This window comes from Phaeobacter sp. A36a-5a, assembly GCF_037911135.1.
GTDB lineage: Bacteria > Pseudomonadota > Alphaproteobacteria > Rhodobacterales > Rhodobacteraceae > Phaeobacter > Phaeobacter bryozoorum.
This window is the reverse complement of sequence record NZ_JBBLYU010000001.1, coordinates 994,430-1,017,974: the sequence shown is the minus strand read 5'-3', so window position 1 is coordinate 1,017,974 and position 23,545 is coordinate 994,430. Positions and strand designations below refer to the sequence as shown.

19 protein-coding genes and 1 pseudogene are annotated in these 23,545 nt (G+C 61.7%); 14 read left to right on the top strand and 6 right to left on the bottom strand.

Features of this window, described 5'->3' with window-relative positions; translation table 11 throughout:
• Positions 1-612 precede the first annotated feature (612 nt).
• Positions 613-1,650 (bottom strand): helix-turn-helix domain-containing protein, encoded by a 1,038-nt coding sequence (locus WLQ66_RS04770; protein WP_340545233.1) that lies wholly within the window; start codon positions 1,648-1,650, stop codon positions 613-615.
• A gap of 114 nt (positions 1,651-1,764) precedes the next feature.
• Between WLQ66_RS04770 and WLQ66_RS04765 the strand changes: the two genes are divergently transcribed.
• A complete protein-coding gene (locus tag WLQ66_RS04765) occupies positions 1,765-2,778 on the top strand; it encodes an alpha/beta hydrolase family protein (protein ID WP_340545232.1) in 1,014 nt (337 codons plus the stop codon).
• Between the two features lie 482 nt (positions 2,779-3,260).
• Here WLQ66_RS04765 and WLQ66_RS04760 read toward each other — a convergent pair.
• The 5 genes and pseudogenes from WLQ66_RS04760 to WLQ66_RS04740 form a co-directional block, all read right to left on the bottom strand.
• Positions 3,261-3,741 (bottom strand): annotated as a pseudogene (locus tag WLQ66_RS04760) (transposase); the annotation flags it as partial.
• A 170-nt stretch (positions 3,742-3,911) separates the two neighbouring features.
• Positions 3,912-4,262: a tyrosine-type recombinase/integrase gene (locus WLQ66_RS04755; RefSeq protein ID WP_416633925.1), complete on the bottom strand. Its 351-nt coding sequence runs from the start codon at positions 4,260-4,262 to the stop codon at positions 3,912-3,914.
• A gap of 715 nt (positions 4,263-4,977) precedes the next feature.
• Positions 4,978-6,177 carry a T6SS phospholipase effector Tle1-like catalytic domain-containing protein gene (locus tag WLQ66_RS04750; protein ID WP_340545230.1) on the bottom strand — a complete coding sequence of 400 codons (1,200 nt, stop codon included), beginning with the start codon at positions 6,175-6,177 and terminating at the stop codon, positions 4,978-4,980.
• Positions 6,155-8,452, bottom strand: coding sequence for a xanthine dehydrogenase family protein molybdopterin-binding subunit (locus WLQ66_RS04745; protein ID WP_340545229.1), 2,298 nt, complete (start codon positions 8,450-8,452; stop codon positions 6,155-6,157). The genes WLQ66_RS04750 and WLQ66_RS04745 overlap by 23 nt, the downstream gene beginning before the upstream one ends.
• 114 nt (positions 8,453-8,566) lie before the next feature.
• A complete protein-coding gene (locus tag WLQ66_RS04740; RefSeq protein WP_340545228.1) occupies positions 8,567-9,718 on the bottom strand; it encodes a type III PLP-dependent enzyme in 1,152 nt (383 codons plus the stop codon).
• A 121-nt stretch (positions 9,719-9,839) separates the two neighbouring features.
• Between WLQ66_RS04740 and WLQ66_RS04735 the strand changes: the two genes are divergently transcribed.
• From WLQ66_RS04735 to WLQ66_RS04675, 13 genes are all read left to right on the top strand, one after another.
• Positions 9,840-10,277, top strand: coding sequence for an Lrp/AsnC family transcriptional regulator (locus tag WLQ66_RS04735; RefSeq protein ID WP_340545227.1), 438 nt, complete (start codon positions 9,840-9,842; stop codon positions 10,275-10,277).
• 434 nt (positions 10,278-10,711) lie between these two features.
• On the top strand, positions 10,712-13,858 hold the full coding sequence (locus WLQ66_RS04730; RefSeq protein WP_340545226.1) for a valine--tRNA ligase: 3,147 nt from the start codon (positions 10,712-10,714) through the stop codon (positions 13,856-13,858).
• Positions 13,859-14,138: 280 nt separating this feature from the next.
• Positions 14,139-14,432: a DUF1330 domain-containing protein gene (locus WLQ66_RS04725; protein ID WP_340545225.1), complete on the top strand. Its 294-nt coding sequence runs from the start codon at positions 14,139-14,141 to the stop codon at positions 14,430-14,432.
• A 42-nt stretch (positions 14,433-14,474) separates the two neighbouring features.
• Entirely contained in the window at positions 14,475-15,017 is a 543-nt protein-coding gene (locus WLQ66_RS04720) for a tellurite resistance TerB family protein (RefSeq protein WP_340545224.1), read from the top strand.
• Positions 15,014-15,454: a tellurite resistance TerB family protein gene (locus WLQ66_RS04715; protein ID WP_340545223.1), complete on the top strand. Its 441-nt coding sequence runs from the start codon at positions 15,014-15,016 to the stop codon at positions 15,452-15,454. The genes WLQ66_RS04720 and WLQ66_RS04715 overlap by 4 nt, the downstream gene beginning before the upstream one ends.
• The gene (locus WLQ66_RS04710) at positions 15,451-16,236 is read left to right on the top strand and encodes a phosphate/phosphite/phosphonate ABC transporter substrate-binding protein (RefSeq protein ID WP_340545222.1); all 786 of its coding nucleotides are present in this window, start codon (positions 15,451-15,453) and stop codon (positions 16,234-16,236) included. Before WLQ66_RS04715 ends, WLQ66_RS04710 begins: the two co-directional genes overlap by 4 nt.
• 278 nt (positions 16,237-16,514) lie before the next feature.
• Positions 16,515-17,294: an ABC transporter ATP-binding protein gene (locus WLQ66_RS04705; protein WP_340545221.1), complete on the top strand. Its 780-nt coding sequence runs from the start codon at positions 16,515-16,517 to the stop codon at positions 17,292-17,294.
• Positions 17,295-17,329: 35 nt separating this feature from the next.
• On the top strand, positions 17,330-18,040 hold the full coding sequence (locus WLQ66_RS04700) for a transporter substrate-binding domain-containing protein (RefSeq protein WP_340545220.1): 711 nt from the start codon (positions 17,330-17,332) through the stop codon (positions 18,038-18,040).
• A 114-nt stretch (positions 18,041-18,154) separates the two neighbouring features.
• Positions 18,155-19,036, top strand: a complete 882-nt coding sequence (locus WLQ66_RS04695) for an ABC transporter permease (RefSeq protein ID WP_340546298.1) — start codon at positions 18,155-18,157, stop codon at positions 19,034-19,036.
• Positions 19,033-19,839 carry an ABC transporter permease gene (locus WLQ66_RS04690; RefSeq protein ID WP_340545219.1) on the top strand — a complete coding sequence of 269 codons (807 nt, stop codon included), beginning with the start codon at positions 19,033-19,035 and terminating at the stop codon, positions 19,837-19,839. Before WLQ66_RS04695 ends, WLQ66_RS04690 begins: the two co-directional genes overlap by 4 nt.
• A 191-nt stretch (positions 19,840-20,030) precedes the next feature.
• Positions 20,031-21,365 carry a glutamine synthetase family protein gene (locus WLQ66_RS04685; protein WP_340545218.1) on the top strand — a complete coding sequence of 445 codons (1,335 nt, stop codon included), beginning with the start codon at positions 20,031-20,033 and terminating at the stop codon, positions 21,363-21,365.
• Between the two features lie 71 nt (positions 21,366-21,436).
• Positions 21,437-22,117 carry a type 1 glutamine amidotransferase gene (locus tag WLQ66_RS04680; protein WP_340545217.1) on the top strand — a complete coding sequence of 227 codons (681 nt, stop codon included), beginning with the start codon at positions 21,437-21,439 and terminating at the stop codon, positions 22,115-22,117.
• A complete protein-coding gene (locus tag WLQ66_RS04675) occupies positions 22,117-23,475 on the top strand; it encodes a glutamine synthetase family protein (protein WP_340545216.1) in 1,359 nt (452 codons plus the stop codon). The genes WLQ66_RS04680 and WLQ66_RS04675 overlap by 1 nt, the downstream gene beginning before the upstream one ends.
• The last annotated feature ends 70 nt before the right edge of the window (positions 23,476-23,545 follow it).

Below are 23,545 nucleotides of genomic sequence, written 5' to 3'. Positions count from 1 at the left end.
GACCGCGTCAAGGCGGCAATCATGCGTCGAGAGCACAAATCAGCGCTTTTAAGAGGTCTTTTCCGTCAATCCAGGGGATGGATCCCCAAGCTTCGGAAAAAGCCACAAACCTTCCAGCGCAGGAAGGGCGCTGCAGTTCACGGTGATGATTCGGTCTCTGAATTAGTCGATAAAGTCACAATCCAGTACCCCAATGGATACTCAGCTAAGGGAAGGACGCAGCCCAAAGCTGTCGTAGATAAGTGGTGCCGCGCCAAAGATGCTGCTGGTGCGAAACTCCGTGGTCATTTCCCCGGAAGCGGACGCTCGCCAGGGCCAAGTTGCTTCATGGGATGCTGCGGGTTGCACCGGAGGCAGCGGAGCGCAAAACCAGCCGTTCGCGGAAGGTGCTCCAGACGAACAGTTTGAGCCCAACGTGTAGGAATGCTGCGGGGCGACGAATGACAGGTCGGCCGTCGGCAGCCCAAAACATGCTAAAACCAAACGAGGTTTTGCCACAGGGTTGTGGCGCGAGATTTTCTGGAGACTTCGGGCTTCAGGCTGTGCGTGGCAAAAGGGCCGTTTCTTGCGCCTGGCGGCTTGCAGGGGGATAATGTTCAAACGCTTACCGGTTCAAGCACCTTTGCCCGCGTCGAAAATCCGCGCCACATTTGCAGATGGTTGCACTCCGCGTTTCCATTGGCTCGGCGGAACGCCGGTCTCTCGTACAAATTCTCGATTGAAGTTCGATTTGGTGTTGAAACCGCTATCCAGCATCGCATCGGTGACGGTTGCACCATCCTCGATAAGCTTGCAGGCATGACGAATGCGCCAGCTATTGATGTAGCGAGAGACATTGGCACCGGTCGCGCGGTTGACGGCCATCGAAAGGCGCTTCTCCGGCAGATGCAAGCGGCGCGAAAGCCGCGACAAGCTCAGGTTGGGATCAAGATGCATGGGCTCGCGCCTCAAAAACGTCTCAAGCACTTCCAGGATTTCGATGTCCTCTTTACTCGTTTCTCTGGGGCGTGGAGCTGGCTCATCTGGGTCTTCGCCAACCACACCCGCTGCAGAGGGGCTGCCACTGAGCAACCCCAAAAGCACAAGCACCAGAGACGAAGAGAAGGTGATCAGCCATCCAGCCCATTTTTCGTTGCCCGTCATGAAGGCGACCGCGATGAGAACGTCGCTGAGGGCGGAAGCAATCAACGCCCAGCCCAGGACCTGCCAAAGAACCTTAGGGACTTGCCCGGCGTCCAGCCGGGCAAGGGGCATGTCTGTGGCGCTGTGCAACAGATATAGGATCGCGCAGCCATAGCCAGTAAAGACTAGCGGCACGACGATATCCGTCGTCTCGGGCGCGAAGACACGACAGAACAGTGTAAATGACGGGGCCGCGCCGTGCAGCACGGTTTGACGCAGCGATATCCGGCTGATCAGGGCATCCTGCAATGTGATCCAGGCGAGCGGCGGGATGACCGTGGCACTGACTGGCAAAATGGGCCTGAGCCACGCAATGTCGTAGCCCAGAACCAGAGCGACCAGAAGAGATTGAACCGCGCAGGCGGTAAGGAAGGCGACAAGCAGCGGCCTGCCCTCTGACATAAAGGTGCGAGCGGCAAGATACGCGAGGACAATGGCTGCAAAAGCAGGGATCGGGAGCATGGGCATGCCACGACTATTGTCCAAAATCCGGATTGTGACGACCTGAATCCCGAAAATAGGACGCGATAAACTGCCTTTATCCGCACATCAATTGGCATGCGTTTAAAAACGGAGGTTCCCATGAAACGCCTTGCCCTTCTCACCATGCTTGGATTGCCAATCGCGGCTCCGGTTGCGGCGGATATGCTGCCCGGTTATGACCGGTTCGATCTGACGGCCGACCACCGCGCCAGCCCCATCGCCGCCTCGATTTGGTATCCGGCAGCGAACCCCACATATCGCGCGCCTGTCGGCGATGGTCCGATCTTCGACCCGACCTTCGCGTTCATTGGCCCCGCCATTGCACAGGGAGAGCATCCGCTTGTACTTTTGTCCCATGGATCAGGCGGTAATTCCGATAGCCTGGGATGGCTGACAAGCGGCCTTGTCGCGAACGGGGCGATTGTTTTGGCGGTGAACCATCCGGGATCCACAAGCGGCGATAGTTCCCCTCGCCGATCGGTTGATCTGGGCGCGCGCGCAAATGACCTGACGGCCGCGCTCGACATGATCCTCGCTGACCCTGCTTTTGCGCCATTCATCGATCCAGATCGGATTGGCGTCGTCGGATTCTCCTTGGGCGGGACCACCGCTCTCGGAATGGCCGGCGTCCGCTTCGATGGTGCTGCGCAAGACACGAATTGCAGCACTGGTCCCGATGCTGCTGATTGCGTTTTCTTCCGCCGTGGCGGAGTACGGTTTGCCGACTACCCCGGTTTCGAAGCGGATGCACGCGACCCGCGCATATCACGGGCCGTGATTGTCGACCCCGGCTTTGGCGGTGCCGCTGATCCAGGGACGCTCCAGGGCGCTTTGGCGGGGATTACTCTCATCAACCTGGGTGATGCAGACAGACTCGGAGCTGTTGACGTGGGACCGGATGGAAATGACCTCGCGAACAGGTTGCCCGATGCAACATACGTTGAGATTGCAGCGGCAAACCACTTCACGTTCCTCGGCACCTGCAAATCTGGTGCCGCCGCGTTGCTTGAAGAGGAGCAGGACGACCCGATCTGCACGGACCCGAAAGGCGCGGATCGCACCACTGCGCACTTGCAGCTGATTGACGCAATTACGTTTGGTCTTGAGCTCTAAGAGAGGCTCTCGCTCGATCCATCAATAAAAAGAGTGCGGCTTCCAGTTAACAGCGCCGAAGGCAGCACTCTTTGCCAAGACTCAACAGTTTCTAACACCGGCGGAAAGGACCGGTTTTGACGCCGCTAAATCATCAAAACTGATCCTGGCGCAGCCGCAGCGAAAGCCCGTTTTATCTAATATTTTTTCATTTGGATCAGTTGGTTAGGCTCGTGTCATACGGTGTGGACCGCGTTAACCAATCTGACACGGTGGAAGCCACGGGATGGAAGCGCCGTGCTATCGGGAAAGCGCAGACATCGGTCCAAAATATCGGTTAGAGTTTCGCGGGTTTTTCTGAGTTTGGAGGCTCCGCGCCGGTGCCTTTGGCATGGGGTTGGTCTCGTTTATCGGCCTTACTGCGTCGGTTTGGCCCCCGTTGCGACGCATGGATTGCATTGGGGCAAAGCCTCTTTGCGACCGGCACCTGCCAGGAAGCCTTAATGGCGCATGCGATGGAACCGGTTTGGCAGGACGTGCATCAGGAAGCGGCGGATGAACTCATACGTATTGAGCCGCATTGTCTTCATGCGATCCCCACTATTGATCCGGTAGTGTGTCCATTTGAAGACCACGGTGTTTGCATCAGCGCTGACCAGGCGGTGTTTGGAGATGGCGATGCCGTGGGTTTAGCGGGACAGGTATGCCAGTACGGTGAGATCACCAGAGAACCTCAGTTGTCCTGCGCGGTGCAGGGCCATCAGGCCTTCGACATACACCCGCCGGGACAGCCGCGACAGCATGCGCACATGCAGAACAAACCCAGGTTTGCAGGCAACCCACAGGGTGCCGTCCGGCGGCAGGCCGCCACCCGGGACGATCATGTGGATTTGGGGATGATGGGGCCACGCCGGAGGCGTGCTTTCAGCACGACGCTGATCCCCAGCTGTGCAGCACGCTGGTCAAGCCGACACGGGCGCCGAGCGCTTCCGTGCGACGGATCTCGATGGCCGACGTGGGGCGCAGTTGGCTGCGCTGAAGGCGCGATGCAATTGCCGCCGTGAGAGCGGGTTGATCCGGGGCTTTCCGGGAAAGAGCCAGCCATCCGGTGGAGCCTCACGCCAGGAGTCACGCAGAAGCTCCAGCAATCCGGGCTACAGCGTCACCTTGCGATCCTTGCCGCCCTTGCCCTTTTCGACGTGGATCAACATCCGATCGCTGTCGATATCCGTGACCTTGAGATTGCAAACTTCCGACGCGCGCACCCCTGTACCGTAGGAAATACTGAGCGCCGCTCGATACTTAAGCCGAGGGCCGGGCGCGACCCTGAGTATCTCGAACACCTCTTCGGCGCTGAACACCACCGGAAGCTTGCGCGGTTCCGTGCGAAAGTGCAGGCAATCCTTCATCGCGGGCTGTTTACACGTCGTCTCGAAAAAGAACCGCAAACCCACAAGCCCCGCATTGTTGGTCGACGGGGTGACATTCGTGTTCACCATATGCAGCTGGTAAGCGCGCAGGTCTTCGGGCGTTGCAGTATCCGGCGATCGGCCAAGAAAATCGAACGGCCCGGATGTGCGCCTTCTGCGAACTCTCCCCGAGCCCTTTGATCCGCATATCTTCGATCATCCGCTCTCGAAGCGGTGTCAACTTCATGTCCGCCATGGGAAACTCCCTGTCTGTTGATTGAGAGACCCCAATCGTCAGACAGACACGCCCATTCCCAAAATCTCAGTCGTCAGATCATCCCGCAACGGTATCACCGAGCGCCCCTGCCGCCGTCGCGGCTTCGTCCCCGTCCTGCGCTCCGGACCGTTGCACGCTCGTGGTGAAGGGCCGGACTGGGTCCGAAATCCTGGGTGTTTGGGCGGTCGAGCCTGGCGCGCTTTTCTTGAGGACGCGGAGAACGCACCGCATCTGGTCAAAGAGGCATAACTGTCGGCATCTCTATGACTTTCGCGGCCGCGCCATATGTCACAGAAAATTGCCGCAGGATATGATGAACCAGGAACATACATCTCCCTGCCCTCACAGCTCCTCCAGCGCGGCGAATACTTCAGCCGCAACCTGCCTTCAGGCCTGCCCCCTTTCGGATCAACGACTATGAGTGTTCTTCCCGCAGCCGCCAGGTTTTGCCCGCAGCTGTGTGCTCGTCATCAGCGCATCCACCATCCCGGCCCCCACAGCCGCTCACAGACAATGGCGCGCCCTACTGCCCGCCTAGCGGGCTGCCTTCGACATCTCTGATTGCCAATGCGCCAGACGTTTGTCGGTGGCATTGGCGCCAACGCTGCTGTGCAGCCTCTCGCTGCTGTCCAGCCCGACCCGCCGCTTGCCGCGCAGCAGGAAAATCTTGCCCCAGCCGCGCCAGGTCCCGACGGAGGGCGCCGTCGGATCAACCGGAAACCGCATCCGCCAGTCGCGCGGCAGCGGTAGGCCACAGTTTTCTGCCCGTTCCAGCATCCACACCAGCGAGACATTTGACAGCGGCCGCGCCGCTTCGAACCCGCCCAGCTGCCCGCCGACATCGCCATGGCTGCCGCGAAACCAGACCTGCTCAACCTTGCCGTCGTGACCATCCGGGCATTCCCAGAGAACCGGCTCAAACACCCGGCGGGTTTCGTCCAGCGCAAGCGCGTGAAAGCCGTTCTTCACATGTCGGCCCAGCTGATGGTTGTGAAATCCGTGTCGCCGCTCCGCCCAGCGCCATAGCAGCGGCAGGCGCAGACCCAGCGCCTTCACCGTATCCCAGACCCCCACCATTTCGATCTCCACATTTCGGTGGCAATACCGCTCGCTGAAGGTGGAGGCGACACAGGCTCCGGTCTGCGCCATTGCCTGCCCATGACCGGTCGCATCGGGTTCAGGGGCCGTCTCTGCGCCCGTCTCTGCCACGGGCGGCAGGCTGGTGGCGGTATGATTACGCATCCCGCTGGCCGAGGCCCCGCCGCATTGATAATGCCGGTAGGCGGTGCGGATATTGCGCACCGTGGCATGTTCGGCCTTCAGCAGCCCCACCTCGTCAATGACCCCCGCAAGGGAGCGCACCGCATAGGCCCCCCGCGAATAGCCCATCAGGTAGATCCGGTCGCCAGGACGATAGCGCGAGGCAAGATAGCCATAGGCTCGGCGGATCTGACGGTTGATGCCGCGCCCGATCATCACATCCGTCGTCTTGCGCCAGCTCTGCCATTGCACACCGGCCTCATAGAACACCGAAACCTGCGGGCCGACCTCGCGGCACAGCCGGTAGACCATGCCCGCATGGGTCTCATGTCCGGGTTCCAGCGTCGACATGGTGCCATCCAGGATGATCACATGCGCCTGCGGCCCACGCAGCTTGGTCTCGGCGGAATGCTCGGAGCGCAAAGGCCGCCCAAGCCATCCCAGGATCCTCTTACTCAGCTGCGTCAGCGACATTCCTCAATGCTTCCCATAGTCTAAGTGGTGTAAACGGCATCTCTATCTGCTGAACGCCGCGCTCCCGGACCGCGTCCTGCACCGCATTGGCAACCGCCGCCAGCGCCCCCACGGTTCCGGCCTCGCCGCAACCTTTCATACCCATCGGGTTCTGGGTCGATGGCACTGGCGCAAAGCCTACCTCAATCATCGGCACATCGGCGGCACGCGGCAAGGCATAGTCCATAAACGATGCTGTGAGCAGCTGCCCGTCGGCATCGTAGACGACACGCTCCAGAATCGCCTGCCCCAGCCCCTGCACCACCCCGCCATGAACCTGACCTTCAGCCAGCAACGGGTTGATGAGATTGCCAAAGTCATCAACCACCGTGTAGCGATCAACATGGCTCAGCCCGGTTTCCGGGTCGATCACGATCTCGGCAACATGGGCTCCGTTTGGAAACGAACGCCCCGGCAGTTTGGCCCGTGCCGCGTGACGCAGCAACTCGTGGCGGCCTTGCGCACGGGCCATCTCTGCGGCCTCCACCAGGCTTGGCCGCTGGTTGCTGCCCGGGGCAGTGAACCGTTCCCCGTCAAAGGTGACGGAGCCATGGGCGACGCCCAGCTCCTCCTCAAGGAAGGGGGTAAAGGCGGCGATCATCACATCGACGGCTGCAAGCGTGGCATTGGCCTGGGTGGTCACCGAACGCGATCCGCCGGTGCCGCCGCCCTGGGCAATCCTGTCGCTGTCGCCCTGCACCACGGTGATATCAGCGGCAGGGATTCCGGTCTGATCCGCAAGAAACTGCGCATAGACCGTTTCATGGCCCTGCCCGTTGCTCTGCGTTCCGACATAGATGCTCACCCGACCCTCCGCTTCAAAGGCGACCTCCGCGCTTTCAGAAGGATCGCCCAAAATACTTTCGATATAGTAACACAGCCCAACGCCCCGTAAATTTCCGCGTTCCGCATCAGCGGCCTTGCGCCCAGCGAATCCCGCCAGATCTGCCGCCTCTTCGGTGCGCGCCAGCAGCTGGTGGAAATCGCCGACGTCATAGGTCTCATCCGTTGCGGTCTGGTAGGGAAACTGGTCGGCGCGGATAAAATTGCGTCGCCGCAGCTCCCATGGGTCGACGCCCAGCGCGTGAGCGGCGTGATCCATCACCCGCTCCAGCACATAGATCGCCTCCGGCCGACCGGCCCCGCGATAGGCATCGACCTGAGCGGTATTGGTATAGATCCCCTCAACCCGCAGCCAGGTGGCGCGGATGTCATAGACCCCGGCCAGCACCCGGCTGAACAGCTGCGTCTGCACCGGCTGGCCGAAATGTGAATTATAGGCGCCAAGGTTGCAATGGCTGTGGACCCGGTAGCCGGTAATGCGCAGATCCGCATCAAAGGCCAGCTCCGCCAGAGAGGTCAGATCGCGCCCGGCATTATCGCTCAGCATCGCCTCGGTACGGTCCGAGATCCACAGAACCGGCCGACCCAGCAACCGCGCGGCATGGGCAACCGCGAAATACTCTGGGTACGGCATCGCCTTCATGCCAAAGCCGCCACCAACATCCGGTGTGGTGACATGCACCGCCTCGGGCGCCAGTCCCAGCTTATCGCTGAGCTGCTTTTTCATCGCCCAGACGCCCTGACCGCCATAGGTGAACTGCAACCGGCCATCGGCCCAGCGCGCAAAACAGCCGCGCGGCTCCATCGTGTTGACAATGATCCGGTTGTCTTCGACCTGTAGCGCCACCCGGTGGGCGGCAGCGGCGAATGCGGCGTCCGTCGCGGCCTCATCGCCCATGCCCCAGTCAAAGGCCCGGTTGTCAGGCGCCTCCGGGTGCAGCTGCTCGCCCCCGGCGACCAGATCCAGTTTCGCCGGCAGATCGTCGATATCAAGCTCGATCATCTCACCTGCGTCACGCGCCTGATCCAGCGTCTCGGCAATCACCACCGCAATCGGCTCACCGACAAATCGAACCCGCTCGCGCGCCAGCATTGGCCGTTCGGGCGCAGCTGCCTTGCTGCCATCGCGGTTGGTCACCACGGCACCGTCCATGCCCACGATCAGTCCAGCTGCCTCAAGATCAGCCAACGCCAGCACCGCCGCGACGCCGTCGGCCTCGCGCGCCATGTCGAGATCCAGATGGGTGATGGTGCCATGGGCGACAGGGCTGCGCAGCACCCAGGCCCGCAGCGCCCCGGCTGGCGCGATATCTTCCAGATAGCGCCCCTGCCCGGTCAGAAACCGCACATCCTCGACCCGTCTCACGGGTTGGCTCTTGCCGAATTTATCCATCACTGCCCCTGACCTGCCTTGCGTGTCGGATCGCGTTTCAGCTGCAAAACGTCCACAGCGGCGCCGGGTCCGCCCCGCGCCGCCGTGTTGATCCTGTCAAAAGCGAGACTAGCCTCAGGGGCGCGCTTGTCCAGACAGCTCGATCACTGTCGCCACGTCCGACAGCCCATAACCGTTGAACTGCGTGCTCATGGCCGAGGAATAGGCACCAAGCCCCGGAAACAGCACATAGTCACCGATCCGGGTGTCGCCTGGCAGCGGCAGCCCATCCGGCAGCCGGTCCAGGCTGTCGCAGGTCGGCCCGAAGACCACCCGCGGCTGGCAGTCCGCCACCCGGCGGGTGCCATCGGCGGCCACCACCTCGACCCGGCCCGGCAGGCCCATGTCGCGGATATCGACCAGCCCGCCATAGATCCCGTCGTTCAGGAACACCACCGCGCCCTGCTTGCGCATCCCCTTGACGCGCGCCGCCAGGGTAAAGCTTTCAGAGACCATCGCGCGCCCCGGCTCGCAGATCAGCTGCGGCCTCTCCGCACCAAAAGCCTCATCGGCGGCAGCTGAAATCGCCGCAAAAACCTTTTCCAGGTCCGGCGCCACCCCGTCACGGTTGGCAGCAAACCCCCCGCCGACATTGAGCCGGGCAATGCGGACACCGGCGGCATCCACGATCCGTTTGGCGGCATGAACATATTCGACCCAGGCGCTCTCATCCTCGCATTGGGTACCGGGGTGAAAACACAAGGCCGGGGTCCAGCCCTGAGCTGCCACCCGTTTCAGCAGCTCAATCGCTAGCTCGGGTTCGGCCCCGAATTTACTGCCGAAATCATAGGCGGCACCGGCCACCGGCAGCGCAAAGCGCACGGCGATTTCGCAGGTCTTGGGCACCTCGGCCAGCTTGTCCAGCTCGCTGGCCTCATCCACAGACCAGCTGGCAACGCCATGGGCGATCCCTGCAGCGATCTCCACCTCCGACCGCACCGGGTTGTTGTAATGCATCACCGCATCGGGGCTTGCCGCGCGCACCGCATCCATTTCCGCAGGCGACGCCACATCAAAACCGGTGATCCCCGCCGCCACCAGATTGGACAGCACAGCAGGATGCGGGTTGGCCTTCACCGCATAGGTCACCAGCCCCGGAAAGCCTTTTTGAAAGCGGTTGGCCACATCATGCAGCACCCGCGGCGAGAAATAGAGGATCGGATGATCCGGGGTGCTGCGCGCCAGATGAGTTTCAGGGGAAAGCCAGAGGGGTGGGATCTGCTGCATGGGGAACGGCCCTAATTGGAATATTCGGTGGTGTTTTTATCAGTTTCCGCCGAAATCCCGTCGATTTCGCTCGTCACATTGACTATAGTGACGAAATTCACCGTCATATCGCAGGTCAAACATGCAAACCGACGAAACCGACCAACATCTGCTGACGCTCCTGCGCGAGAACGCCCGCCGCCCTGTGGCGGATCTGGCCCGGCGTCTGGGGCTGGCGCGCACGACGGTGCAGGCACGGATCGAGCGGCTGGAGACCTCAGGCGTGATCAGCGGCTACACGCTGCGCACCTCGTCGCAGGCGCGTCCGCCGCTTCAGGCGACGGTGCTGATCTCGATTGAACCCCGCTCCGGCCCCGAGGTGCTGGCCCGGCTGCGCGGCTTACCCGGCGTCGAGGTGGTCCATACCACCTCGGGGCGCTTTGACCTTCTGGCACAGGTGGTGGCGCAGACCACGGCGGAGCTGGACGAAACCATTGACCGCATCGGCGAGGCACGCGGCGTGCGCTCTTCCGAAAGCCTGATCCATCTCGCAACCAAACTGGACCGCACCGGCCAATAGTGTTCCCACTCGCCGCAACACGTGCCAACGCGCCTCACCACATTCAAACCCTGGAAAACGTGAAAAGTCGTGCGCCCGGCCGCCCCTGCGGTATCCGCATCAAGGGCGCCCGGGCGGCTTGAAACCATAGACATCGGCAATCAGGATCCGAGGGAGATCCCTGTGGACAAAGGCGGCTTGGAACTCCACCTCGGTGACCCGGGCGCGACATCACTCACTGTCATCTGCATCCCGATATCCCCACCACCAACCGTGCCGGATTAAGCTTAAAACGCCGTTATCACCGCGATCGTTCCAATTTAATTTTGGTTTTTCAAAAATCATCCGCCAACACCGCCCCGCCAGCACCGCCGCCTCCTATCGAGCCTTTCCCTTTCCCCCGCCATTCGCTATGGGATGAGCCGATTAGATGGATACGCAGGCAGGACATTCCGATGGCGATGGACAAGACATTTAACGCAGCCGAAGCCGAAACCCGGCTTTCCGAGGCCTGGGAAAAGGCAGGCTGTTTCCGCGCAGGTGCAAACGCCAAGCGCAGCGAAACCTACAGCGTCATGATCCCGCCCCCGAATGTCACGGGCGTCCTGCACATGGGCCATGCCTTCAACAACACGCTTCAGGACATCCTGATCCGCTGGAAACGGATGCAGGGGTATGACACGCTCTGGCAGCCCGGCACCGATCACGCGGGCATCGCCACCCAGATGGTGGTGGAGCGCATGTTGGCCCAGACCCAGCAGCCCTCCCGCGGAGAACTGGGCCGCGAGAAGTTCCTGGAAAAGATCTGGGAATGGAAAGAACAATCCGGCGGCACCATCATCAACCAGCTGAAGCGCCTTGGCGCTTCCTGTGACTATGACCGCACCGCCTTCACCATGGCCGGCGCTGCGGGCGACACCCGCACGGGCCATGAGAATTCGCCCAATTTCCACGATGCGGTGATCAAGGTCTTTGTTGAGATGTACAACAAGGGGCTGATCTACCGTGGCAAGCGGCTGGTGAACTGGGACCCGCATTTCGAAACTGCGATCTCCGACCTTGAGGTGGAGAATATCGAGGTTGCGGGCCACATGTGGCACTTCAAATACCCGCTCGCCGGTGGGGCCACCTACACCTATGTGGAGAAGGACGAGGACGGCAATGTCATCCTCGAGGAAGAGCGCGACTATATCTCCATCGCCACCACCCGTCCCGAAACCATGCTGGGCGACGGCGCGGTGGCTGTGCATCCTTCGGATGAACGCTACGCGCCTATTGTGGGCAAGCTGTGCGAAATCCCGGTCGGCCCCAAGGAGCACCGCCGCCTGATCCCGATCATCACTGATGAATACCCGGACAAGGATTTCGGCTCTGGTGCCGTTAAGATCACCGGCGCGCATGATTTCAATGACTATCAGGTCGCCAAACGCGGCGGCATTCCGATGTATAACCTGATGGATACCAAGGCGAATATGCGCAGCGACGGCGCGCCCTATGCCGAGGAAGCCGCCAAAGCACAGGCCATCGCCAATGGCGAGGCAGAGTTCACCGAAGCCAGCATCGCCGCGATGAACATGGTGCCGGAAGAATACCGTGGCCTGGACCGTTTCGAGGCACGCAAACGCGTGGTCGCTGACATCACCGCCGAAGGTCTCGCCGTGATGCAGACCACCAGCAGAACGGTGAAGGATGAGGACGGCAACGAGACCGAGGTGACCGAGACCACGCCTTATGTCGAGAACAAGCCGATCATGCAGCCCTTTGGCGACCGCTCCAAAGTGGTGATCGAGCCGATGCTGACCGACCAGTGGTTCGTGGACGCCGCCAAAATCGTTGGCCCGGCGCTGGACGCGGTGAAAGACGGCACCGTCAAGATCCTGCCGGAAAGCGGCGAGAAGACCTATTACCACTGGCTGGAAAACATCGAGCCCTGGTGCATCTCGCGCCAGCTGTGGTGGGGCCACCAGATCCCGGTTTGGTACGGGCCACTTAGGACGGACGAAAAGGGCACTGCTGTAGTTGATAAGCTCGAAGAATCTTTGGCGAAAGGAAAATACAGCCCGCCGGAAGTTTCTCCCAGAGAAGATGCGTGGAACGAAGTGATGTTTCCGTCTGCAAGCGGCGCACAGACGTACTTTTGTGCGGAAAGCAACGATGCAGTGCTCGCCAAGGCGAAGGCATACTACGGCACAGAAGTACAGATCGTCGAAAATCGGGACGAATCTTTCGATTTCTGGCATGAAAACCCGGGAGTTATTCCAATCTGGCGCGACCCCGACGTGCTGGACACATGGTTCTCTTCAGGCCTCTGGCCCATCGGCACGCTTGGCTGGCCGGAATGGTCTGAGGACACCTCGAAATATTTCCCGACCTCGACGCTGGTCACAGGCCAAGACATCCTGTTCTTCTGGGTGGCGCGGATGATGATGATGCAGCTGGCGGTTCTGGATCAGGATCTGCCGGTCGAACAGCGCATCCCGTTTGACACCGTCTACCTCCACGGCCTCGTCCGCGATGCCAAGGGCAAGAAGATGTCGAAATCCACCGGCAACGTGGTCGACCCGCTGGAGATCATCGACGAATACGGCGCCGACGCGCTGCGTTTTACCAATGCGGCGATGGCCAGCCTTGGTGGCGTGCTGAAGCTCGACATGCAGCGCATCGCAGGCTACCGCAACTTTGGCACCAAACTGTGGAATGCGGTGAACTTCGCCCATTTCAACAATGTCTATGACGCCGACACCCCCGCCTATGACATCCCCGATGCCAAGGCTGCCGTGAACCAGTGGATCATCGGCGAAACCGCCAAGGTCCGGGTCGAGGTGGACGCCGCCCTTGAGGCCTTCCGCTTCAACGACGCCGCCCTCGGCCTCTACGCCTTTGTCTGGGGCAAGGTCTGCGACTGGTACATCGAACTCAGCAAACCACTGTTCGGCTCCGAGGATGAGGCGGTGATCGCCGAAACCCGGCAGACGCTGGGCTGGGTGCTGGATCAGTGCATGATCCTCCTGCATCCGATCATGCCCTTCATCACCGAAGAGCTGTGGGGCAATACCGCCAAGCGGTCAAACATGCTGGTGCATGAAGACTGGCCGACCTATGGCACCGAGCTGTTGAACGCCGATGCGGACGCCGAAATGAACTGGGTGATCACCGCGATCGAGAACATCCGCTCCACCCGCGCGCAGATGCACGTCCCGGCGGGCGCCAAGATCCCGATGGTGGTGACAGAATTCTCCGATCAGGCGCGCAGCGCCTGGGAGAAGAACGAGGCGATGATCCAGAAACTGGCCCGCATCACCACGCTGGAACAGGTCGACACCTTCCCCAAGGGCTGCGCAAGCGTCGCCGCCCCCGGTGCCTCCTTCGGTCTGCCGCTGGCGGATGTCATCGACGTGGACGCCGAAAAGGCGCGTCTGGAGAAGACCCTGGGCAAGCTGGCCAAGGAGCTGGGCGGCCTGCGCGGACGTCTCAACAACCCCAAATTCGCGGCCTCCGCCCCCGAAGAGGTGGTCGCCGAGGCCCGCGAAAACCTGAACCTGCGCGAGGAAGAAGAAGCCAAGGTGAAGGAAGCGCTGGCGCGCCTTGCCGAGATCGGCTGATCACAACAAACTGCGGGGCAAGCCATTGGTATTCCTACCGGCTTGCCCCGGTACGATCTCCAAAGATGAGATCCAGCGCTGCGGCAGCAACCGCCCGCGATCAGGTCATGTGCCCTGCATAAACGGCGCGATCTGCCGCCCCGATTTGCACTCCTGGCTGAGCCATCCCGTCAAATCGTCCCCATAAGGGGAAAAACCACACAACGCGATCATTGCCTTTGCTCCGGTTCTGTATCAGCCTGTGCCAACAGCTTGATATCCGCGCCAGAAAGGACCCCCCATGCCCAAAGGATACTGGGTCGCCCATGTCGACGTTGATGATATGGACCGCTACAAGGACTATGTCGCAGCCAATGCCACCGCCTTTGCCGAATATGGTGCGAAATTCCTGATCCGCGGTGGTGCCAAGGAAGTGCGCGAAGGCCAGACGCGCGCGCGCACCGTGGTCATCGAGTTCAAGGATTTCGCCACCGCCAAGGCCTGTTATGATTCTGTCGCCTACCAGCAGGCCAAGGCGCTGCGCGATCCGGTCGCAACCGGCGACATGGAAATCATCGAAGGCTACGGCGACTAGGACCCGCTTGGCCCTGGACGCACTCAACAGTAGAGTAATGCCATGCTGAAGAAACTGTTTCAGGTCTTTCGACCGCAAAAGACCCCCGCCCAGCCGGACCCGGATGCCGAGCTGGCGCTGGGTGCGCTTCTGGTGCGTGTGGCGCAATCGGATCGCGACTACCAGCTGGAAGAGATCAGCCTGATCGACCGTATTCTGGCCCGCCTTTACCAGCACGACGCGATTGAGGCGGCAAAGGTCCGTGCCGCCTGTGAGAAACTCCATGCCGCCGCGCCGGAAACCGACACGTTCGGCCGCCTCATCCGCGAAACCACCGGGCTTGAGGAACGGCTCGCGGCGCTGGATGCGCTCTGGGAGGTGGTGCTGGCCGATGGTCACGAACACCCCGGCGAGATGAAAATCGTCGAGGACGCGCGCAAGGCGATGGGTCTGTCAAGGGCCGACAGCGACACCGCCCGCGCCCGCGCGCAGGGCAAATTGCTCGCCCCGGAGCCAGCCATTGCCGCAGCCCAGCGACCGCAGGCTGTGGGCACGGCCGAGGACACCCCGCCGCCGCCCATTCCAGACAGGGAACCGCAACCATGATCAAGGAACTGCTGGGACGGCTTCTGGCGCCCGCGCCCGAACCGCTGGATGACCGCGACGCCCGACTGGCGCTCTGCGCGCTGCTGGTGCGGATTGCGCGCTCCGATCACAATTACTCCGATGACGAACGGGACCGGATCGACCGGATCCTGCGCGCTCGTTACGACCTCGACATGGGCGGTGCGATCCTGCTGCGCGAACAGGCCGAGGCGCTGGAGGCCGAGGCCCCCGACACCGTCCGCTTCACCCGCGCGATCAAGGACGCGGTACCCTATGAAAACCGCATGGCCGTGGTCGAGGCGCTGTGGCAGGTGGTGCTGGCCGATGGCAAACGCGACGACGCCGAGGATGCGCTCCTGCGGCTTTCCGCCAGCCTGCTCGGGGTCAGCGATATGGACAGCGCCCGCGCCCGCCAACGCGCCGAGGCCAGCTCATGATTGCCAGCCTGGCGATGTATGACCGCCCGGAAACCGCCGCAGCGCTCGATGCCCTGTGGCAGGCGATCCGCAGCGCTCTGGCCGATGCCTCAATCGAGGCCCCCGAAACCCTGAGCCGAGGCGGCGACCTCTGGTCGATCTGGTCCGATTCGACACTGCTGCTGGCGCAGACCTGTGGCCTGCCCTACCGCACGCGGCTCTATGAACAGGTCAATCTGGTCACCACGCTGGACCACGGCGTCGCGGATTGTCCGCCGGGCTATTACACCAGCGTCTTTGTCGCCCATCGCGACCGATCCGGCGCGGATCTTCGGACCATCGCGGGCGGCAGCTTTGCCTATAACGAAGCGCTCTCGCAATCGGGCTGGGCCGCACCGATGATGCACCTGCGCGACCTCTCGCTGCTGCCCGGCAGCCTGTTCCAATCCGGCAGCCATCGCGCATCCGCCCGCGCCGTCGCCGACGGGACCGCAGATTTCGCGGCACTTGATGCCGTCAGCTGGGCGCTGATGCAGGAGCATGACGACTGGGCGACGGAGCTTGTGGAAATCGCCCGCACCAAACCTACGCCGGGCCTGCCGCTGATCACCGCCCGGACCCGCGATCCGGTTCCGCTGCGCGCCGCCGTGGCCCAGGCTGTCGCCGAGCTGGACGAGACCCACCGTCAGGTATTGCACCTGAAGGGCGTCAGCGATATTGCCCCCGGCGCCTATCTGGCGGTCCCGACACCGCTCGGGCCGGTGCTGACGGAACAATCCATCCGCCAGCAGGCCGCAGTCTGACCCCTTGGTTCCCGCCCTCAGGGCCCGCGCTGAGCAGGCCCGGAGGGTGCGCGAGGGCCTGACAACCACGCCGCGAGCAGTCGAAGGGCCACAAACTCGCCCATTGATTACAGGCAGATCTCGCATCAGCCACAGCCTCCACATGTATGAGTACAATTTGATCAGATTACCCGCCAAAATGATAAATTCCGCACCGGCCTTATCGGTTTGCACGTTGCATCCGCTCTTTTTTTCGGTCCAATAAGGACGAATTCAACGACAATTGAACGAGAGACACCTTGACCGACACAACACCAGTTCTGGAAATCCGCGGCCTGCACAAGTCATATGGCGAGCTGGAAGTGATCAAAGGTGTTGATATCACCGCCCACCGGGGCGATGTGGTCTCTCTCATTGGATCGTCCGGTTCGGGCAAATCCACCCTGCTGCGCTGCTGCAACCTCCTAGAAGACAGCCAGGAGGGTGACATCCTCTTCAAAGGCGAACCGATCCGCTGGTCAGGACGCGGTCTTGCGCGGCGTCCCGCGGACCCGAAACAGGTGCTGCGCATCCGCACCAACCTGTCGATGGTATTCCAGCAGTTCAATCTCTGGGCCCATATGACCATTCTGCAAAACGTCATGGAGGCGCCGCTGACCGTGCTCGGTCGCGACCGTGCCGAGGTCGAGGAGGCCGCGCGCAAATACCTCACCAAGGTGGGGATCGGTGACAAATGCGATGCCTATCCCGCGCAGCTCTCCGGCGGACAGCAGCAGCGCGCCGCCATCGCGCGCGCACTCTGCATGGAACCCGAGGCGCTGCTGTTTGACGAACCGACCTCTGCTCTTGATCCCGAACTGGAACAGGAAGTGGTCAGGGTGATCAAGGATCTCGCCGCTGAAGGCCGCACCATGATCATCGTGACCCATGACATGAACATGGCCGCAGATGTGTCCAGCCATATCGTCTTTCTGCACAAGGGCCTCATCGAAGAAGAAGGCTGCCCGGACGAACTCTTTGGCAACACCCGCTCCGAACGCCTGCGGGGCTTTCTTGCCTCCACGCGACACGGTAAATAATCATCATAACAACCAAACCAAACGGGAGTAACCTCATGAAATCTCTTATCCTCAGCACCGCTGCGCTGGCTCTTACGGCCGGTATCGCGATGGCCGACACCGTGCGTCTGGGCACCGAGGGCGCCTACCCTCCGTACAACTTCCTGAACGACGACGGTCAGGTCGACGGTTTTGAGCGTGAGCTGGGCGACGAGCTGTGCAAGCGCGCCGAACTGGACTGCGAATGGGTCACCAATGACTGGGATTCGATCATCCCGAACCTGCTGTCGGGCAACTACGACACCATCATCGCCGGCATGTCGATCACCGAAGAGCGCAAGGAAGTTGTGAACTTCACCACCGGCTACACCCGCCCGTCGCCCTCCGCCTATGCGGCGATGTCGGCTGATGTCGATGTGAACAGCGCCGTTGTGGCAGCACAGGCCTCCACCATTCAGGCCGCCCATGTCGCCTCCACCGGCGCCACCCTGGTCGAATTCCCCACCCCGGATGAAACCGTCGCTGCGGTGAAAGCTGGCGAAGTCGACGCGGTCATGGCCGACAAGGACTTCCTGATCCCGATCGTCGACGAAACCGAGCTGTCCTTCGTAGCAGAGGACGTGCTGCTGGGCGGTGGCATCGGCATGGCGTTCCGCAAATCCGATGATGAGCTGCGCGGCAAGTTCGATGCTGCCATCGAATCGATGAAGGCAGACGGCTCGCTGAACGCCCTGCTGGAAAAATGGGAAATCGAAGGCCGGTTCTGAGCCCTCGCATCATCCTGATATCAAGGAAGGGGGGCGGCATGGCCCCCCTTCGCCCTTGACCGGTCCCGCTCCGCTGTGGCGCCCTGACCGGTCCCTGTCCGAACGAGGCCCGCCATCTTCTCCTTTTGCACCGATCCGGCCAGCCTGGAGGGTTTCCAGTGGCTGAGCTGTTATCTCACCACCGGCAAGCATTTTGCCTTCTACGCCTCCTTCGGGACGGTTCTGCTGCTGCTGGCTGTCACCGCGCCCGCGGCGCTGGCCTTCGGCTTTGGCGGCGCCATGGCTGCCCGCGCGCAATTCGCGCCGCTCTCCTGGCTGGGCAAGGCCTATATCGCCATTGTGCGCGGCGTGCCGGATATTGCCTTTTTCCTGTTCTTCGTCATCGCTCTGGATCAGGGCATCGAATATCTGCGCCATCAGGTGAAATGCCCCGACTGGGACGCGCCGGTGCGCCAGGGCAATGACTTTGTTGTCTGCGACATCGCCAAGATGCCGCTCAGCACCTCCGAACAGTGGATCCATGAGGTCTATGGCTTCACCCTTGCGGTGGTCACCTTCGCTATCGTCTTCGGCGCCTTTGCCGCCAATGTGCTCTATGGCGCCATGCGCGCTGTGCCCCGCGCCCAGATCGAAACCGCCGAAGCCTATGGCATGAGCCACCGACAGGCCTTCTGGCGCATTCTGGTGCCGCAGATGTGGACCTATGCGCTGCCCGGTCTGTCGAACCTGTGGATGGTCCTGATCAAGGCGACGCCGCTGCTGTTCCTGCTGGGGGTTGAGGATATCGTCTATTGGGCACGTGAACTCGGCGGCTCCAAGACGGCCCGCTTCACCGAATACCCCCATGGCGACTGGCGCATGTGGTATTTCCTCGGCCTTCTGGTCTTCTACCTCGCGTTCACCAAACTCTCCGAACTGGTGCTGGACCGGATCCGCGACCGGCTCTCCCACGGTCAGGCCACGCTGGCCGGCGAAGCGCAAAGGAAAGCGTCATGAGCTGTATCCAGACACTGCAAGATTACGGCCTGCGCGCCCTCGGCATCGGCGAACGCATGTTGCCGCGCAGCGATTTCACCCTCTGCGACCAGTTTGTGCTGATCGGTTCGGGGATGCTGTGGAACATCTATTTCGGCGCAATCGCCGTCATCATCGGGTTTGTCATCGCCAATGGCGTGGCGCTGGCCAAGAATTCCACCTCCACGCCGCTGCGCAAAGCTGCGGAATGGTTCATCTTCATCTTCCGTGGCTCGCCGCTGTTCATCCAGTTCTTCTTTGCCTACTTCCTGTTCCTGCAACTGAAATCGGTGTCCTCCATCTTTGACCCGCTGTCGGCGGCCTGGCTCGGGGCGCTGATCGTGCTGATCCTCAACACCGCCGCCTATTCCGCCGAAATCTTCTACGGCGCGCTGCGGTCGATCCCAAAGGGCGATATCGAGGCGGCAGATGCCTATGGCCTCTCCGGCTGGACCCGATTTCGTCGAATCATGTGGCCAACGATGATGCGGCTGGCCTGGCCCTCCTACACCAACGAAGCGATCTTTCTCTTCCACGCCACCACGCTGGTGTTCTTCTCCGGCTTTCCGGCATGGCAACAGCGCGGCGATGCGCTCTACTACGCCAGCTATTTCGCGGACAAGACCTTCAACCCCTTCGTGCCCTACCCGATCCTGGCCTTCTATTTCATCCTGCTGACGCTGGCGGTGATCACCCTCTTTGGCGCGATCAATACCCGTCTGAACGCACATCTGCCGCAGGACCGGCGGAAAAAAATTCGCTTGCGTCCTAATCTGATCCGGTAGTATCCATTATTTGATCAAATTTAGAACCTGAGTTTCTGGCCGCAGAATCCTGCGAGTTCATGGACAAATTCTAGGTTATACTGAGTTATGATCAAAAATTGGACCAGGGGTGATAAACTGCCCCGGCCCTGCTGCGCCCCATCCGGGGGCGCTGGCGGCCGGTGGTGCCCTCGAAACCGTCAGGTGATTAAATGAAGAACTGGCTCAGGAAAAACCCGCATGTGCGCACCATCCGCGTTGCGGCGGCGGACATCAACGGTCAGGCCCGGGGCAAGCGCGTCCCTGCCCGCTTTGCCGACAAGGCGGTAGAGGAAGGCACCCGGTTCCCGCTATCGGTCCTGAACCTCGACATCTGGGGCGAGGATATCGACGACAGCCCGCTGGTGTTTGAAAGCGGCGATGCCGACGGCGTGCTGAAGCCAACCGAACGTGGCTTTGTGCCGATGCCCTGGCTCGACGCGCCTTCGGCGCTGCTGCCAATCTGGATGTACCGCGAAGACGGGCGCGCCTATGAGGGCGATCCGCGCCATGCGCTGCGCGCCGTGGTGGACCGCTACAAGGCACTGGGGCTGACCCCGGTGGTCGCGGTGGAGCTGGAGTTCTTCCTGATCGACGACAGCGGCAAAAAACTGCAGGTGCCGACCTCTCCCCGCTCCGGCAAGCGCCGCAAGGCAGCAGAGACCATGTCGATCCGGGCACTGGACCAGTTCGACACCTTCTTCACCGATCTCTACGACGCCTGCGAGGACATGGACATCCCCGCCGATACTGCGATTTCCGAGGCGGGTCTGGGCCAGTTCGAAATCAACCTGATGCACGGTCCCGACGCCCTGCGCGCCGCCGATGACGCCTGGCTGTTCAAGATGCTGGTCAAGGGTCTTGCCCGCCGCCACGGTTTTGCCGCCAGCTTCATGGCCAAACCCTATGACGATTACGCCGGCAACGGGTTGCATACCCATTTCTCTGTGCTGGATCAGGACGGCAACAACATCTTTGACGATGGCGGCCCCAAGGGCACCGATGCCATGCGCCACGCTGTCGGCGGCTGTCTGAAGGCCATGGGCGATTCCACCCTGGTGTTTGCGCCGCATGGCAACAGCTATGACCGGATGGTGCCGGGCGCCCACGCCCCCACCGGCATCTGCTGGGCCTATGAGAACCGCACTGCCGCCATCCGCGTGCCCTCGGGCAGCCCCAAGGCGCGCCGCATCGAGCACCGCTTTGCCGGCGGCGACGTGAACCCCTATCTGATGCTGACCGCCATCCTCGGCGCCGCGCTTTATGGGATCGAGAACAAGATCGACCCCAATGAGCCGATCACCGGCAACGCCTATGCGCTGGACCTGCCGCAGGTGCCCAATACTTGGCAAAGCGCCATCGACGCATTCGAGAGCTCCGAGATCATCCCGCAGTTCTTCTCCGCCGAGATGATCCGCAACATGGTGCTGACCAAACGCCAAGAGCTGCATTACATGGAAGAACTCACCCCGGAGGAACGGGTGGAGATCTACCTGGATACCGTCTGACGGCCTCTTGCCCGCCGTCCTGACGGCGGGCTATCGTCCCGTGCAGCGAACTCCTTTCTAACTGGTGACTTATGAAAATCGGCATTCTGCAAACCGGCCATGCGCCCGAAAACCTGATCGACAGCGCCGGCAACTATGACCAGATGTTCCGCACCCTGCTCGCCGACGGCGGGTTTGAATTCGACACCTATGCGGTGGTCGACAATGTCTTCCCCTCCGGCGCCGATGCGGCGGAGGGCTGGCTGATCACCGGCTCCAGACATGGTGCCTATGAGGATCACGACTGGATCCCCCCGCTGGAGGATCTGATCCGCGAAATCCACGCCCGCAAGAAGCCTTTGGTCGGCATCTGCTTTGGCCATCAGATCATCGCCCAGGCGCTCGGCGGCAAGGTGGAGAAATTCGCAGGCGGCTGGGCCGTTGGCCCGGTGACGTATCAGATGGACGGCAAGCCCCTGCGGCTCAATGCCTGGCATCAGGATCAGGTCACCGCCCTGCCCGAAGGCGCCCGCGTGCTGGCGGGCAACGACCACTGCAAGAACGGCATCCTGGCCTATGGCGATCATATCTGGACCCTGCAACCGCACCCGGAATTCGCCAGCAGCTTTGTCGGCGGTCTGATCGACAGCCGCGGTCGCGGCGTGGTCCCCGATGAGATACTGGACGCTGCCAGCGCCGACCTGCATCACCCCGTCCAATCGGACGAAATCGCAACCTTCCTCAATGCCTTTTTCAAGAAAGAGAGGACCTGATGTCAGCCTGGCTCGACACTCTTCCCGAAGCAGCACAAGCCTATCTGGAGGGGCGTCGTCTCGACGAAGTCGAATGCGTTATCTCGGACCTGCCGGGCATCGCCCGAGGCAAGGCGGTGCCGGCATCCAAATTTGCCAAGCAGGATTATTTCCACCTGCCCGACAGCATTTTCTACCAGACCATCACCGGCGACTGGGCTGATGCTGCGGATGACGACGGCTGGATCGAAAAGGACATGACGCTGAAGCCGGACATATCCACCGCCACCGCCGCCCCCTGGACGGCGGACTGGACGCTTCAGGTGATCCACGACGCCTATGACCGGGACGGCGACCCGATCCCCTACAGCCCGCGCAACGTGCTGAAGCGGGTGGTCCAGCTGTATCATGATCAAGGCTGGGAGCCGATTGTGGCGCCGGAAATGGAATTCTTCCTGGTCGCGCGCAATCTGGACCCGGCGCATGAAATCAAGCCGATGATGGGCCGCTCCGGCCGTCCCGCCGCGGCACGGCAGGCCTATTCGATGACCGCGGTCGACGAATTCGGCCCCGTCATCGACGACATCTACGACTTTGCCGAAGCGCAGGGGTTCGAGATCGACGGCATCACCCAGGAAGGTGGCGCCGGCCAGCTGGAAATCAACCTGCGCCACGGCAACCCGGTGAAGCTCGCGGATGAGGTCTTCTACTTCAAGCGGCTGATCCGTGAGGCCGCCCTGCGCCACGACTGCTTTGCCACCTTCATGGCCAAGCCGATCGAGGATGAGCCGGGCTCTGCCATGCACATCCACCATTCGGTGATCGACATGGAGACCGGCGAGAACATCTTCTCAGGCCCGCAGGGCGGCGAGACGGATGCCTTCTTCCACTTTATCGCCGGTTTGCAGAACCACCTGCCCGCAGGCCTTGCGGTGATGGCACCCTATGTGAACTCCTACCGCCGCTACGTGAAGGACCACGCCGCGCCGATCAATCTGGAATGGGCGCGCGACAACCGCACCACCGGCATCCGCGTGCCGCTGTCCGGCCCCGAAGCGCGGCGGGTGGAGAACCGCATCGCCGGCATGGACTGCAACCCCTATCTGGGCATCGCTCTGTCGCTCGCCTGCGGGTATCTGGGCCTGATGGAGGAAAAGCGCCCGCGCAAGCAGTTCAAGGGCAACGCCTATGACGGGGATGGCGACATTCCGCAGGTCATGGGCGAGGCGCTCGACCTGTTCGAAGAGGCCACCGCCCTGCATGAGGTGCTGGGACCCGAGTTCGCCCGCGTCTACTCGATCGTGAAACGCGCCGAATATGACGAATTCCTGCAGGTGATCTCCCCCTGGGAGCGCGAGCATCTGCTGATGAACGTCTAAAATTGTCGGCGCTGATCTCTCCGCCGAGGTCAGCGCCGGTGAGTATTTATGGAAAGATGACAGGCAGTTG